The following is a 13,721-nucleotide window of genomic DNA, read 5'->3' as shown; positions in this document are numbered from 1 at the left end:
GTGTGGCACGCGGAAGGTCCGCCCGTGTATTGGGCCTTCCGCGCGTCCCTTTTTCCCTTTCCCCCCAGGAGGCATCCATGCCGTCGCTCGTCCAACCCGTTGCAACTGCTCCCGTTGAAAGCCCCGTTACCGCCTATGTCTGCACCGAACAGGGTGCGGCGGTCGTCCGGGACTTCGCTGCCAACATCGGCAGCAATGAGCCAGAGTTGTATGGCGGTGGCGTAAGCGGTGCGGCCCGTGTCGCCGATCCATCAAAAGCGTCCCATATCTTGCTGACAGAAATCGGCAACCTGCCCCTGTCCACCGCTTGTGAAAGCGTTGCTGAAATTCGTCGCTCTGGCGCCCGTGTCGTGGTGTTTGGCGAGCAAACAGATATCTCCACCTACCGCGCCATTGTCGCTGCGGGGGCGGTGGATTACTTCCCGTTTCCCGTAAGCTCTGCCGATATCATCGAGTCGCTGAGCCGCGCTCCTGCCAACACCCCCACTGCTGCGCCCGAACTTACCGTGGTGCCAGATGCGAGCCCGGCCCTGCGCATTGGCGTGACCGGCAGCAACGGCGGCGTCGGTGCCAGCCTTCTGGCGCAGAACCTCGCTTACATCTCCTCCACCAGGAAAAATGCGGTACGCAATACGGCACTGGTGGATGGCGACCTGCATTTCGGTTCCGCCGCTTGTGACCTGAACCGCAACCCCACCCCCGGTCTGCTAGAGGCGCTTTCCGCCCCGAACCGAGTGGATGAGACCTTTCTGACTGCTTCCATGGATCAGATGACGCCGAAGCTGTCGATCTACTCGGCCCATTTGCATCACGGCGGCGATGATACCCGCGCCATTGACGGCATGACCCACCTGATCCCAACCCTGTCCAAGCACTTTGAGGCCACCATTCTGGATGCGCCGCGCGACCTGCTTCTGCGCAAACCCGCGCTGTTGGAAACGTTGGACCGCCTCGTCGTTGTGATGCCCGGCGGCTACTCTGGCGTTCACGCCGCAGTGCGAATGCTGGACGCGCTGAAAGAGGCCGCGCCAGAGCTGACCGTCGTGCCGGTCCTGACCGAGCTGCGCCGCGATGCGGGCCTGTCGGCGAAAGACATGTCCAAGGCTCTGAAGGCCGACCTTCGCCACACCCTGCCCCGCTCGGACGCCGCTATCATGCGCGCCCACCGCGCCGGGGTGCCCCTGGTGGCGCGCCAACCCCGCAGCCCCTACGGCAAGGTCGCCCAAGCCCTTTGGGACGACATCTCCAAGCCCGTAAAGGCCAAGGAGCCTGACGCCGCCGCGCCGCGTCGCGGCTTTCTGAAGCGGGTGAAGGGATGACCCTTCACATTGAACAACCCTCCCTGCGGGAGGCGCTGGACCAAGTCCTGAGCCTTGCCCGTCGTATTGATGCCGCCGGCCTGTCAGCAACGGAGCGCGCCAATGCCGCGATCACCTTCGTGGTCGAGGACAGCGGCCACCCTTGGCCGATGAGCCTTCAGCGGCAAATCCTGACCCAGGCAGCCGCGATCTTGGCCGAAGATGATACCGCTGATGATTTCACCGCCCCCGCTCCTGCCAAGACGGGCCTGACGGTGCCACCAGCTTCCCCTTCTGCCGCCGCTCCCAAGCCGGCGGCCCCGTCGTTTGCGGCCCCTGCATCGGCTCCTTCCGCAGCGTTCCAAGGCAACTCGGAAGAGACATTGGCCCGCCTGCGCATGGCCAATGAAATCACGCTGGCCCTGTCCAAGCGCATGGATTTCGCCGAACTCGCCGTGCTGAGCCGCCGGGTACAAGAAGAAAACATCCGCGTTGCGATTTCCGAACTGTCATCCGAGCGTAAGCTGCAACTCAACGGCACCGAGATCGCCGACCTTGTGGGCACGATCCTGTCGGACATGCTTGGTCTCGGCCCGCTCGAGGCGCTTTTGGCCGATGAGAGCATCACCGACATCATGGTGAACGGTCCCGATCAGGTCTATGTGGAACGCGGTGGCAAGCTGACGCTGACCAACGTGCGCTTTCGCGACAACGCCCATGTTCTGGGCGTCGCAACCCGTATCGTGGCCGACGTGGGCCGTCGTATTGATGAAGCGCAACCCATGGTAGATGCGCGTCTGGCCGATGGCAGCCGGGTAAACGTGGCTATTCCGCCCTTGGCGATTGATGGCCCCACGATCACCATCCGTAAATTCCCCAATCGCGCCGTAAAGTTCAACGCTCTGGTCGAGGGCGGATCTTTGTCGTCGCAGATGGCGGGCTTTCTGGGGCTCGCGTCTTTGCTGCGCCTCAACATTCTGATTTCCGGCGGCACCGGCTCGGGTAAAACCACCCTGATGAACGCCATGTCCGAGTTCATCCCAGCCGATGAGCGGATCGTCACCATCGAAGACGCCGCTGAACTGCGCCTGCAACAGCCCCATGTTGTCCGGTTCGAGACCCGTCCCCCCTCCATTGAGGGCAACGGCGAAGTGACGACACGGACGCTGGTGCGCAACTCTCTGCGGATGCGCCCTGATCGCATTATCATCGGCGAGATCCGGGGCGACGAAGTGCTGGACCTTCTGCAAGCCATGAACACGGGCCACGATGGGTCCATGTCGACCCTGCACGCCAACTCCCCACGCGAGGCACTGACCCGTGTGGAGAGCATGGCTGCATTGGCGGGCTTCGCCCCCGGTGGCAACGTCGTGCGCAAGCAGCTGTCCGATGCCGTGCACCTGATCGTGCAGGTCAGCCGGATGCGCGATGGTCGCCGCCGTATCACCTCGATCTCCGAGATTGCGGGCCTCGCGGGCGATGCGATCACCTTGCAGGAAATCTTCCACTTCGACGTCTCTGCGGACAGCACCCGTGATGCGGTGCAGGGCCAGTTCGTGCACACGGGCTACCGCCCCAACTTCGCGACCCGTGCCGCCGAATACGGCCTTGGTGACGATCTGGATCGCATCCTGGGGATGCACTGATCCATGGGCTTTGATCTAATCCTTCTCGTTCTGGGTGGTCTTGCCCTGGCAGGCGTGGTTCTGGGGGCGTTGATCGCCCTCGACCGTCGTCGCCGGGCCCACTTGGAACGGTTGGAGCGGGCGCTTCCCGCGCGTCAGATCACCGGCACCGATACCCCTGCGCGCCGTAAACGCGGCACGGCTCACGCGGCGGCCAATGGCAACGGCGTGGCCCGTGTTCTGGCGCGGCTGGAACGCGCAATTGCCCGCGCGGGCCTGCGCCTGTCGGCCACTGAATGCCTCTTTCAGGTCGGCATTGCCGTATTGATCGTTTTCGCCGGTCTGACGATTGGTCTGGGGCATCCTCCCTTCCTTGCCGCGATCCTTGCCATTGCCCTGCCCGCCGTGGGCCTGTCCTTGATCCTCAAGATCGCCTACGGCCGCCGGATCACCGCGTTCACGCAACAACTGCCCGAAGCGCTGGACGTATTCGCCCGCGGCCTGAAAGCGGGCCGCCCCGTCGCCGATAGCCTGAGCATCGTGGTGGAAAACGCGCCCGAGCCCCTGCGTTCCGAATTTGCGACCTGCCACGGACAGCTGGTGCTTGGCACCGGGCTGGCCGACACCTTCACCGATCTTGCCACCCGCATGCCCACGCCCGAGGCCAATTTCTTCGGCGTCGCCACGTCCCTGCAAACCGAGACCGGCGGCAATCTGGTCGACACGATCGAGAACCTTGCCCAGCAGTTGCGTGATCGTCGCCGCCTCAAGCAAAAGGCCCGTGCGCTATCGTCCGAGGCCCGCGCCAGCGCCATGATCCTCGCCTCCCTGCCCTTCGGCATCGCCGGGGTGATCTTTGTGCTGAACGCCGAATACCTTTCGCCACTGTTCTATGACCCCCGCGGGCAGAAGCTGCTGGCAGCGGGCATTATGGGTATCATCATCGGCGTGTTCATGATGGTTCGAATGGGGCGTCTTGATGTTTGATCATACAGTATATTCTCAGGAGCTGGCCCCATGCTGAGCGGTGACACCACCATTTTCTGGCTGGCGTTTGGCGGGCTGACCCTTGGTCTGATGGCCTGTGCCGCGCTGATCGCTGACGCCCGGATCAAGACCACGGCGGATCGCCGTTTGATGCGCGCTGCCGGGCGGATGAAGGGCAGCAATTCACCCATTAACACGCCCGACGCACCTTTGCTGGAGCGGATGCGTAACAGCACCCTGTCGGTGATCACCAGTGTCGGGGAACGCCTGGCGGTTCTGCTTGGAGGCGAGGCCGAGAAAACCGCCGCTGACCTGCGCTCTGCCGGGTTCAAGGACCGCGATGCGCTGATGATCTACGCCTTCGCCAAGACGCTGCTTCCCCTGGCCACCGCCGTCATCGGGGTCGGCTGGGTATTCCTGACCCGTGCGCCGGACGACTCGCTTCTGATCCCGCTGGCCACCAAGGTCGCCGCCGCGCTGGCTCTGTCCAAGGGCGTAGACATCGCGCTGGACGCCATGCGCAAGAAGCGGCTGGCGCGCATCCGTGCCGGGGTGCCGGACTTGCTGGAACTGCTGGTGATCGCCAGTGAAGCGGGCCTTGGCCCTCAACCCGCGCTGCAACGGGTGTCCTTTGAAGTTGCCTTGGCCCACCCCGAGCTTTCGGCCGAGATGTTGCAGATGGTGGCCGAGATGCGCATGACCAACGACCGCCGCAGCGCCTACGAGGGCCTTGCCGACCGTGTCCCGCTGCCTGAAATCGGGGTCTTTACCCAAACCCTCGACCAATCCGACCGCTATGGCACGCCGTTCTCTCGGGCGATGAAAACGCTGATGTCGGAACTGCGCGCCGACCGCCTGTTGCGGGTGGAAGAAAAAGCCGCGCGCCTGCCCGTCATCATGACCGTTCCGCTTATTTTCTGCATCATGCCTGCCGTTTTCGTTGTGCTGGTCGGCCCCGCCGCCATTAGCATCATCGACAACATCTTTGGCGCGACCTGAGCGGAGCAACCATGTCCAAGATCCTCTCCCCCCTTCTACGCTTCTTCCGCCGTGAAACCGGCGCTGTCGCGATCGAATTTGTCCTTCTCGCGCCGCTTCTGTTCGGCCTGCTGTTCGGGATCATCTTCGTGGGCTACGCCATGGCGCTCAGCCATTCGGTGCAGCAATTGGCCAGCGCCTCTGCACGGGCCAGTGTGGCCGGGATCACGACGCAGGAGCGGACCGAAATCTATGACGCCTATATCGAGGAAGCCTCGAGCAACTACCCCCTGTTGCGGCAAGAGGCTATCGCCGACACCCCCACCATTACCGGCTCGGATATCCGGGTCGAGATTTCTTACGCCGTGGATGGCTCTTTGTTGGATCTTGCCAGCGGTATCCTCGGGATGGAGCTGACCCATTTGGAAGGGAGCGCCTATGTCGCGTACTAGCGCCCTTTCCCGGCTTCTTTGCCATACACGAGCTTTCTCCCGCGACGATGAAGGTGCCGCTGCCGTGATCGTTGCCCTCTTGCTCACCGTGTTGTTGATCTTCGTGGCCTTCGGCACCGACATCGCCGTGATCTACCGCGATCAGTCGCAGTTGCAGGCCCACAGCGACCTGACAGCTCTGGGTATTGCGGCAGATCTGGACGAAGCCGATGATCGCCGTATGCAAATGCTCGATGGCAACGCGCTGACGGATGAGGATTTCGTGGATTGGCAATTCGGCCGCTACCTGCGCAACCCGGCCATTGCCCGTGAGGATCGGTTCCAACCCCGCGCCCAAGGCGACCCGGACGTGAACGCGGTGACCGTCCGCCTGCGCACCGACGCGCCGCTCACCTTCGGGCAATTGATTTACGATGGCGACAGTATCCCGCTCAACTCCGTGGCCACGGCCTCTCGCACCGGGGCGGCGCGATTCACGTTGGGATCGCGATTTTTGGGCTTTGATCCCGACGCGCTTTCAGGCCTGCTGACCGGTCTTTTGGGGGCACAAATCACCCTGAATGCCGGCGATCAGGTCGCGCTGGATAGTGAACAGATCAACATCGCAGACTTCCTGGACGCATTGTCGAACCGGATGGGGTTTGATCCCTTGAACCCCGCTGACGTGCTGACGATGCGCCCCAGCTTGGCCAATTTTGTCCGCACCATGCAGGACATGCTTCCCGCCGGGGTTTCAGGGCGCTTGGCGCAATTCACCGTCCTGCCCGTGTCGCTTGAGGCAGGGATCAATGATATCATCGTGTCCGACCAAGACGCCCGCGATCTTGGCCTGACCCTGACCGCCTTCCTCGGTGAAACGGAAGTCAGCGCCCTTGATCTGTTGATCGCCGCTGCCGAGGCGGTCGATGGCACCAATACGGCGGACCTGGACATCGGTGTCGCGGCTCCGGGTATTCTTGACGTCGATGCGGCCCTCAGCTTTCCAGATAGCCCCGCCGATTCCGGTTGGCTGGCCATTGGCGAGGAAGGCACGACCCTTAGCACTGCCGCCGCTGAGTTGGATGTTGATGTCGAGGTGGAGCCAAGCATTCTGGGCGGCCTTGTTTCCAGCGTCGCCGCCACCCGCCTTCACCTGCCGCTTCATGTCGACGTTGCAGGGGCGACCGCCACTTTGACGGAGCTGAACTGCGCCACGACCGATCCCAACGATGTCATCGCCCGCTTCTCCACCGCCCATAACCCGCTTACACCCTCCGATGGCGTTTCTGTCGCGGCGCTGTATCTGGGCGATCGCACCTATGACCCGGTGACTTCCAGCTGGGTGAATGACTACGCTGATTTCCTGGATATTCGCGTCAGCTTGCTGCTCGTGAGCGTTGACCTGACGCTGCAAATCCGCGCCTCCGCGACCGTTGGTCAATCGCAAGTGGAAGAAGTCTCGTTCACCGAGAACGACATGACTAACGGCACCAACATGCGCACCTTCGGATCTGGCGATCTGCTGGCCACAGCCATTAGCGATCTACTGGCCACTGACAACACCGAGATCCGGATCAAACCCAGCAATGGGGGTCTTCTGACATCTGCGGTCAACGGCATTGTCGGCACGTTGATCTCGGTGCTGCCCGGTCAACTGCTGGCAACGCTTGCCTCTCCGTTGGACACGGTTCTTGATGCGGTGTTGGACGCCGTCGGGCTAAACCTTGGAGAGGGCGAACTGACTCTGACCGGTCATCATTGCGAGAGGGTGCAGCTTGTTCAGTAGCCGCCGCCCGCTTCCCCGCACAGCGAAAAGGCCAGCACACCGGAATGTGCTGGCCTTCCACGGGAATTTTAAGCGTGAAGCGTCAGGCTTGCGCGGCGCGGGGCAGCGCGGCCATGTCCTGGTCGGCCGAAGCAGCGCGATCAACGGCGGAGCGGCGCTTTTTCTTTGCAACCGGAAGCTCGGTGACGGTGGCGGTTTCAACCTCCCCCGTGTCCGAGGTCTGCGCCAGGGCGCAGACCTCGTCGGTCACAAAAGCCATCAACTGATAGCGCGTCTCAAGACCGGATTTGTTGTAAATGCTGCCAAGCTGCGATTTGACCGTCGCAATGGCACAGCCGCGCATGTCAGCACCTTCGGCGTTGGAAAACCCCTTGGCCACGAACAGCGCCACATCACTCTCGGCCTGCGAAAGGCCCCATTCCTTGGTGTAGCGCAAAATGACCGCCTCTTTCGACACCTCGGTGCCAACTTCGGGCGCTGGACGCTCGATCGCTTGCACGTCGAAATGCGCGCGGAATTGGTAGAGAGCGGCGGCTGCAACGGCGGCGGTCAAACCCACAAAGACGATGAACATGCCGACGATCAGCGCGGGGCTTTGTTGTTCAACCGGGACCAGAAACTGAAGCGCCAGCCCCGTTTTGACTGCTCCGACTAGTCCAACGCCGGCTGCTACTGAGACAATTAACCTTGTCATTTTTTCTTCCTTTTTCCCGTGTTCCTTAACGCTAGGATCGGATTGTGGCGGAATTTGGTGGTAGATTAGGGCACCGCGTGGCTTTCATTTCGTTATTGTTGCGTCTTAAACCTTAAGGATGAGAACCAACTCCCCAAGTCGCACGGACCAACCGAGAAGCTATGAGGGATCAACTAAAGGTTGGATGGCTTCCAAATAATACACTGAATTTAAATAATAAAAACCGCCAACCCGGCGTATCATACCTTCGTCGCATAGGCCATTTTGGCCCCAAACGGGAACCGTGCAGCCCCCGAGAGGTCACCCGTTTTCTGCCACAATGTGTCCTGCCCCTACGTCATTGCGACAGAGTGTTTCTTTGCCGCTTCCTTAACGCTTCGACCGTTCAGGCCCCGGCTTGCCCCCCGCCTAAATCATCGGCACATCTTACGTCCGCCCGCCTTGGCCCGGCGAATTGTAAAATCTCGCGTTGCCTAACGGTCCGCGAACGGCCTAGCGTGCTGCCTATGGTTCGACGCGCAACTCTCTCATTTGGCAAGCTCCCCCAGGCATCGGCGCCAGCGCGGCCCGAAGTTCTTGCGATCGTCCCCCCGCGCCACATCTCTGCCGCCGGTATCGTTTCAACAGGAGGCGCCCCCGCGTGCACCAATTCCATAGGTTAACCACAAAAATCAGTACCTGGCTTGCGTGGGCAGCGGGGGCGGTCATTCTGTTTGGCTGCGCCGTGCCCATCGCCATTGACGTCGTGTCCCGCGCCACGTTGGGCCGCACAATTGTCGAGAGTTTTGAGATCTCCAGCTACGCTTTCGCCGCCTGCATCGGCCTTGGAATGGGCTACACCGTGTCCAGCAAGGCCAATATCCGGGTCGATATCCTGACCGCCAAGCTACCGCGCCGCTTGCGCCTTGGCTTCGATCTGGTGGCTGCCTTGGCGATGGCCTTAACCGCAACCGCCTTGGCCTACTACACCTTTGATGTTCTGGCCGAGAGCTGGAACCTGGGCTCGCGTTCACAATCCACATTGCAGGTGCCGTTGATCCTGCCCCAAAGCCTGTGGTGGGCCGGGTTGGTGTGGTTCGCCACGGTCGCCTGCCTCACCCCGCTTTTCGCGGCCGCCCGTCTGTTTGCCGGCGATCCTGATGGGGCCGAGGCGTTGATCTCCAACCCCGACTTGATGGACGAAATCAAGGACATCGGCATTGATGTGGACGAGGACACCCCATGATCAAGGGCGCGATCTTCTTCCTGCTGATCGGGCTGGCGCTGAGCCTGCCCGTGGCGGCTGTTCTGGCGATCACCGGTTATTACCTGTCGGAAACCTACGCCTTCATTCCAATGACCCGCGCCGCCGGGCCGATCATGTGGAGTCACTCCAACGACTTCATCCTGATCGCCGCGCCGATGTTCATCATGATGGGTGAGTTGATGCACCGCTCGGGCGTGTCCGAGCGCTTGTTCGGCGCACTGGCCCCTTGGTTTGCACGGGTGCCGGGACAGTTGATCCATACCAACATCGCCTCTAGCGCGGTCTTTGCGGCCACCTCCGGGTCTTCGCTGGCCACCGCGGCGACCATCGGCACGGTGGCGGTGCCGAATATGGACAAGGGGGGCTACAACCGTCCGCTGTTTCTGGGCTCGATCGCTGCGGGGGGCACTTTGGGCATCCTGATCCCGCCGTCGATCAACATGATCGTCTATTCGGTGCTGTCGCAAACCTCGGTCACGGACCTTTATGCTGCGGGGTTTATTCCCGGCACGCTGCTGGCGATGCTGTTTTCCGGGATCGTCCTTTTTGCCGTTCTCGCCAAGCCTTCGCTGGTCAAATCCAAGCCTTCAACCGGATCGCTCTGGCCCGCGCGGATTGCCGGGTTGCCGCATTTGCTGCCGCCGTTGGGGCTGTTTTTCGTTGTTGTAGGCTCCATCTACGTGGGTCTTGCCACCCCGACCGAAGCCGCGGCCTTGGGCCTTCTCGCGACCCTTGGGCTTGTCGCGTGGAACGGCAAGCTATCGGTCGCTGTGCTGCTTAGCGCCTTTGAAGGCACCGTGCGGACCACCTGCATGATTATGCTGATCGTGCTGGCAGCCTTTTTCCTGAACCTTGCCATGGTATCGGTCGGGCTGGTGGATACGATCACCACGGCCATTCTGGCCCTTGGCTGGCCGCCCTTGATGATGCTGCTGGCGATCATCGCGTTCTACCTGCTGTTGGGCTGTTTCATGGAGACGATCTCGATGATGATTGCCACCACGCCGATCATCGTGCCCGTCATCATTGGGCTTGGCTATGATCCGGTTTGGTGGGGCATCGTCTTTGTCATCCTGATCGAGGCGGCCTTGATTACGCCACCCGTGGGGATGAACCTTTATATCGTGCAGGCAGTGCGCAAATCGGGCTCTATCCTTGATCTGTTCATCGGCTCGATCCCGTTTCTGTTGGCCATGCTCATCATGATCGGCCTGCTGATCGCCCTGCCCGGCCTCGCGTTGTGGCTGCCTGAAATCGTTAACCCAAGATAGGCCGGGACCAACCCGGCCCCAACAAGGAGAGTATTATGAAACATCACCTTACCGCTGTCAGCGCCCTGGCCCTTGGCCTCGCCGCCGCGCCGACACTTGCCCAAGATATCCCCGCGACCGAATTCAACGTTGTGGGCTCCATCGGCATTCTGTCGATGTACCAGGATATGGAGCAACCCTTCTGGTCCGAAACCATTGTTGAGGCAACCGACGGCGCGATCACGGCCAACATCCGTCCCTTCAACGAGCTAGGCTTTGATGGCGGAGAGCTGTTCTCGCTCGTGTCCAACGGCACCGTGCAAATGGCGCACCAAGTCCTTGCCTATACCTCGGGCTCTGTGCCGATGAACGAGGCGACCGACCTTGTGGGCGTTGTGGCCGATGTGGAGGCCGTTCACCAAGCCGCCATGGCCTTCCGCGATACCCACACGGCGTTCCTTGCGGAAAACCACGGTATCCAGCTTCTGGGCTACGGCACCTATCAAAGCCAAGTCGTCTACTGCCGCGATGAGTTCACCTCTCTGACCGATCTGGAAGGGCGCCAGGTCCGCGCGTCGGGCGCCTCTCAGCAGGTGTTTTTGGAACATATCGGGGCCTCTCCCATCGGGATGGCGTTCGGCGAGGTTCCCACCGCCATGGCCAACGGCACAATTGATTGCGCGATCACCGGCGCGTTGTCCGGCTATCTGGCCGAATGGCACCAGCCCGCAAACTACATCTCGGCCATTCCGATCAACCACGGCGTGATCGCCCATATCGCCAACCTTGATTGGTGGAACAGCATCGACCCCGCCGCCCAAGAGGCGATCTCTACCGGCTTGGCCGAACTGGAGACCGAGATGTTCACCCTTGCCGCCACCGAAACGGCGGACGGTCTGTCGTGCAATACCGGGGGCGAATGTGCTTATGGCGATGCGGCGAGCATGACGCTGGTTCCTGCATCCGATGCCGATATGGCGCTGATGGCCGAAGCCGCGACCGAGGCCGTTCTGCCCGCCTACCGTGACCGTTGTGGCGACGAATGCGCCACCGCTTGGAACGAGACCATCGGGGCCGCGATGGGTTTTGAGATCCAGTAAGTTGATACCGGGATGAGCGGGATTGCCTGCTCATCCTCCCCCTTCAGGCGTCGTCGTCCAAGGTCTCCAAGGGGCTTTGCAGAAACGCCCGGCGGCCATCGGTGTGATAGGCCTGCGCCACCTGATTGGCGATAAGATCAAGGGTGAAATGGTTCACCTCTCCCCCCCGAAAATTTGCGTAGCGCGTCCAATAGGTGTCGCCTTCCATGCCCCATTCTGCCGTGTCTTGTGTGCCGTCAGCAAAGCGCGCCACGCAGTCCCCTTCCCTGCCATAAGTGACCGACGCGACCCGCGCCTTGGTATCAGGATCAAACGCGTACAGGGTCTTGCCCGCCATGAACGATTGCAACTCTTCTGCGGTAAGACGTGGCACCGGGCGTTTCCTTTATCAGAGTGGTCGCGCCAATGCTCCATGCACTGGCGCGAGAGGTTTACCAGTTATCCAACTGCAAATGCGGCTGCCCGTCACTGGTTTTCTCGACCGATTGCCCCTTGGGGCCCACAACACCGCGAATGCGTTTGCGCAGGTTCGAGAATGCGTCCGAGGTGACAACATCCACAGCCTCATCCAGATGCAACGACAGTTGCACCCAACCGGGGCGCAGCTCAGACATCTCCCGCACCTCGCCCGCGAACGGCTGCCCCATAAAGCGACCGCTCACCCTGTCGCCGACCGCAACCGCCGCCTTGCCGAGTGTGGCCGACATGGTGTTCCAATCGTGGAACCCGTGCCGCTTCGCCACCTGCTCCAACGCTTTGCCTTGGCCCATGGGCTGCCCCTGCTCTGCCATCTCCCGGCGCAATTGTGCCGCCTGATCTTTGGCCTGAGCGATTGTTTTTGGTTGAACGCTCATAGCGCCTCTCCTTTCTTTGGCTGGAAAATACCCCACGCCAAGTTGCTGTGTCTGCCGCGCCGAAACAGCACGACTAAGGTTAGGCCAAGCAGCAGGATTTCTGCCAATGGCCCCGCGAGCCAGACCCCGATTTCCCCAAACGACAGGGGCAGCAGAAGGGTTAACGGGATCACGAATAGGTAGGGTTTGGTCAGGCCCAAAATGGCCGCGTTCAAGGCTGATCCGATGGCTTGAAAATAGCTCGCCACCATCATCAGCGGCCCCATAAGGAAGAACACGACGGTCATGATCGGCAAGATGCGCACGACCTCGGCGATGACGGCGGGGTCATCTACAAAAGCGCCCGCGATTTGGGCCGGAAAGCGCATCACAATGGCTTGCACCGTGGCGCAGTAGATCAGTGCCACCCACAGGGCGATCCGAAAACTTGCGTCCGCCCGGTGCCAAATCTGCGCGCCATAGTTGTTGCCGGTGATCGTCTGCATCGCAAACGACAGCCCAAGAAGCGGCAGAAAGGTAAAGGTGACCACGCGCGTGATGATCCCATAAGCCGAGATCGTATCGCTGTAGGCCGGGCTACCCACCCATTGCAGCATCATGATAATCGCCACAGACGAAAGGGAGAGGCCCAAGAAGTTCAGGCTCTGCGGCGCACCAAGGGCAAGGATACGCCCCCACCCATGCCCCATCGAATACCGCCGCAAAATCGCCGGTCGCAACGCGGTTTTGCCCCAGATACGGAACCCGATAACGATACAAAGCGCCAAAGTCTGCGCCGCTGCCGTGCCATAGGCAGACCCGGCCACGCCCAACTCGAATATCGCGATCAGGACGTAGTTGAAGGCGATGTTGGCCAGCGACACCAGTAAGCTCATCGCAGCCATGAAGCCCACGCGCCCCTCGTTGCGCAGCGCGTCAGAGTTTACCGACAAAACGAACAACAAGGGCGAGAAATAGACCGTGATCCGCAGGTAGATCACGCCCATCCGCGCCAGTTCCGCGTCACCACTGGCCGCGCTTAACGCCATCGCGGGACCAAAAAGGGTGAACAACACGATCAACCCGGCCCCCACCGCCAAGGCAAGCCCATGAGCGCCCACAAAAACAGCGCCCGCCCCACGCATATCCCCTGCCCCCAACCGGCGGGCCAGAAGACTGGACATGCCGTTGGAAACAAGGGTCGAAAGCGCCACGATCAGCATGTAGATCGGGAACATGAGGGTGACGGCGGCCAAGGCCGCGGGGCCCACATAGATGCCCAGAAACAGCGCATCGGCCACCGACAGCAAGCCGTTCATCCCCATCACAAAAATGATCGGAACGGCGGTTTTCAGGTAGATCACGCCAAGGGGCGCATCCGTGAAGGAATTCGGGGGGGTATCAGACATTTCCAATATCTCTTTAGCAACGTCGCGCAGTGAAAGATGGAACCCGCATTACCATCCGCGCGATTGCGGAAAGAGATTGTGAAA

General features: G+C 61.3%; 13 protein-coding genes. 9 read left to right on the top strand and 4 right to left on the bottom strand.

Annotation, left to right across the window (positions count from 1 at the left end; genetic code table 11):
• Window positions 1-77: 77 nt before the first annotated feature.
• From AADW23_RS12305 to AADW23_RS12280, 6 genes are all read left to right on the top strand, one after another.
• Window positions 78-1,319: a hypothetical protein gene (locus AADW23_RS12305; protein ID WP_341861233.1), complete on the top strand. Its 1,242-nt coding sequence runs from the start codon at window positions 78-80 to the stop codon at window positions 1,317-1,319.
• Entirely contained in the window at window positions 1,316-2,944 is a 1,629-nt protein-coding gene (locus AADW23_RS12300) for a CpaF family protein (RefSeq protein ID WP_341861232.1), read from the top strand. Before AADW23_RS12305 ends, AADW23_RS12300 begins: the two co-directional genes overlap by 4 nt.
• A gap of 3 nt (window positions 2,945-2,947) precedes the next feature.
• A complete protein-coding gene (locus AADW23_RS12295; protein WP_341861231.1) occupies window positions 2,948-3,910 on the top strand; it encodes a type II secretion system F family protein in 963 nt (320 codons plus the stop codon).
• A gap of 30 nt (window positions 3,911-3,940) precedes the next feature.
• Entirely contained in the window at window positions 3,941-4,909 is a 969-nt protein-coding gene (locus AADW23_RS12290; RefSeq protein WP_341861230.1) for a type II secretion system F family protein, read from the top strand.
• Between the two features lie 11 nt (window positions 4,910-4,920).
• Window positions 4,921-5,340, top strand: a complete 420-nt coding sequence (locus AADW23_RS12285; RefSeq protein ID WP_341861229.1) for a TadE/TadG family type IV pilus assembly protein — start codon at window positions 4,921-4,923, stop codon at window positions 5,338-5,340.
• Between the two features lie 64 nt (window positions 5,341-5,404).
• Window positions 5,405-7,105, top strand: a complete 1,701-nt coding sequence (locus tag AADW23_RS12280) for a hypothetical protein (RefSeq protein WP_341861228.1) — start codon at window positions 5,405-5,407, stop codon at window positions 7,103-7,105.
• 82 nt (window positions 7,106-7,187) lie between these two features.
• Here AADW23_RS12280 and AADW23_RS12275 read toward each other — a convergent pair whose 3' ends face one another.
• Window positions 7,188-7,799, bottom strand: a complete 612-nt coding sequence (locus tag AADW23_RS12275) for a helix-turn-helix transcriptional regulator (RefSeq protein WP_341861227.1) — start codon at window positions 7,797-7,799, stop codon at window positions 7,188-7,190.
• Between the two features lie 640 nt (window positions 7,800-8,439).
• On the opposite strand from AADW23_RS12275, the gene AADW23_RS12270 reads away from it, so the two are divergent.
• Genes AADW23_RS12270 through AADW23_RS12260 form a run of 3 tightly spaced genes read left to right on the top strand, consistent with a single transcriptional unit; the run spans window position 8,440 to window position 11,395 of the window.
• Window positions 8,440-9,024, top strand: coding sequence for a TRAP transporter small permease (locus AADW23_RS12270; protein ID WP_341861226.1), 585 nt, complete (start codon window positions 8,440-8,442; stop codon window positions 9,022-9,024).
• The gene (locus AADW23_RS12265) at window positions 9,021-10,316 is read left to right on the top strand and encodes a TRAP transporter large permease (protein ID WP_341861225.1); all 1,296 of its coding nucleotides are present in this window, start codon (window positions 9,021-9,023) and stop codon (window positions 10,314-10,316) included. The genes AADW23_RS12270 and AADW23_RS12265 overlap by 4 nt, the downstream gene beginning before the upstream one ends.
• Before the next feature lie 35 nt (window positions 10,317-10,351).
• Window positions 10,352-11,395 (top strand): TRAP transporter substrate-binding protein, encoded by a 1,044-nt coding sequence (locus tag AADW23_RS12260; RefSeq protein WP_341861224.1) that lies wholly within the window; start codon window positions 10,352-10,354, stop codon window positions 11,393-11,395.
• A 43-nt stretch (window positions 11,396-11,438) separates the two neighbouring features.
• On the opposite strand, the gene AADW23_RS12255 is transcribed toward AADW23_RS12260, so the two are convergent.
• The 3 genes from AADW23_RS12255 to AADW23_RS12245 are packed head-to-tail and all read right to left on the bottom strand — an operon-like array spanning window position 11,439 to window position 13,637.
• Entirely contained in the window at window positions 11,439-11,768 is a 330-nt protein-coding gene (locus tag AADW23_RS12255; protein WP_341861223.1) for a hypothetical protein, read from the bottom strand.
• 58 nt (window positions 11,769-11,826) lie between these two features.
• Window positions 11,827-12,249, bottom strand: coding sequence for a glyoxalase superfamily protein (locus tag AADW23_RS12250; protein ID WP_341861222.1), 423 nt, complete (start codon window positions 12,247-12,249; stop codon window positions 11,827-11,829).
• Window positions 12,246-13,637 (bottom strand): MATE family efflux transporter, encoded by a 1,392-nt coding sequence (locus tag AADW23_RS12245; RefSeq protein WP_341861221.1) that lies wholly within the window; start codon window positions 13,635-13,637, stop codon window positions 12,246-12,248. Before AADW23_RS12245 ends, AADW23_RS12250 begins: the two co-directional genes overlap by 4 nt.
• Window positions 13,638-13,721 lie beyond the last annotated feature (84 nt).

The sequence above is a fragment of the Gymnodinialimonas sp. 57CJ19 genome (assembly GCF_038396845.1).
Taxonomy (GTDB): Bacteria; Pseudomonadota; Alphaproteobacteria; order Rhodobacterales; family Rhodobacteraceae; genus Gymnodinialimonas.
This window is presented reverse-complemented; position numbering and strand designations above follow the sequence as displayed.

Bases quoted from the DNA above. Each gene is read 5' to 3' on its own strand.
- AADW23_RS12285 (WP_341861229.1), top strand. From the start codon at position 4,921: ATGTCCAAGATCCTCTCCCCCCTTCTACGCTTCTTCCGCCGTGAAACC.
- AADW23_RS12300 (WP_341861232.1), top strand. From the start codon at position 1,316: ATGACCCTTCACATTGAACAACCCTCCCTGCGGGAGGCGCTGGACCAA.
- AADW23_RS12295 (WP_341861231.1), top strand. From the start codon at position 2,948: ATGGGCTTTGATCTAATCCTTCTCGTTCTGGGTGGTCTTGCCCTGGCA.
- AADW23_RS12250 (WP_341861222.1), bottom strand. From the start codon at position 12,249: ATGAGCGTTCAACCAAAAACAATCGCTCAGGCCAAAGATCAGGCGGCA.
- AADW23_RS12260 (WP_341861224.1), top strand. From the start codon at position 10,352: ATGAAACATCACCTTACCGCTGTCAGCGCCCTGGCCCTTGGCCTCGCC.
- AADW23_RS12245 (WP_341861221.1), bottom strand. From the start codon at position 13,637: ATGTCTGATACCCCCCCGAATTCCTTCACGGATGCGCCCCTTGGCGTG.
- AADW23_RS12290 (WP_341861230.1), top strand. From the start codon at position 3,941: ATGCTGAGCGGTGACACCACCATTTTCTGGCTGGCGTTTGGCGGGCTG.
- AADW23_RS12275 (WP_341861227.1), bottom strand. From the start codon at position 7,799: ATGACAAGGTTAATTGTCTCAGTAGCAGCCGGCGTTGGACTAGTCGGA.
- AADW23_RS12265 (WP_341861225.1), top strand. From the start codon at position 9,021: ATGATCAAGGGCGCGATCTTCTTCCTGCTGATCGGGCTGGCGCTGAGC.
- AADW23_RS12305 (WP_341861233.1), top strand. From the start codon at position 78: ATGCCGTCGCTCGTCCAACCCGTTGCAACTGCTCCCGTTGAAAGCCCC.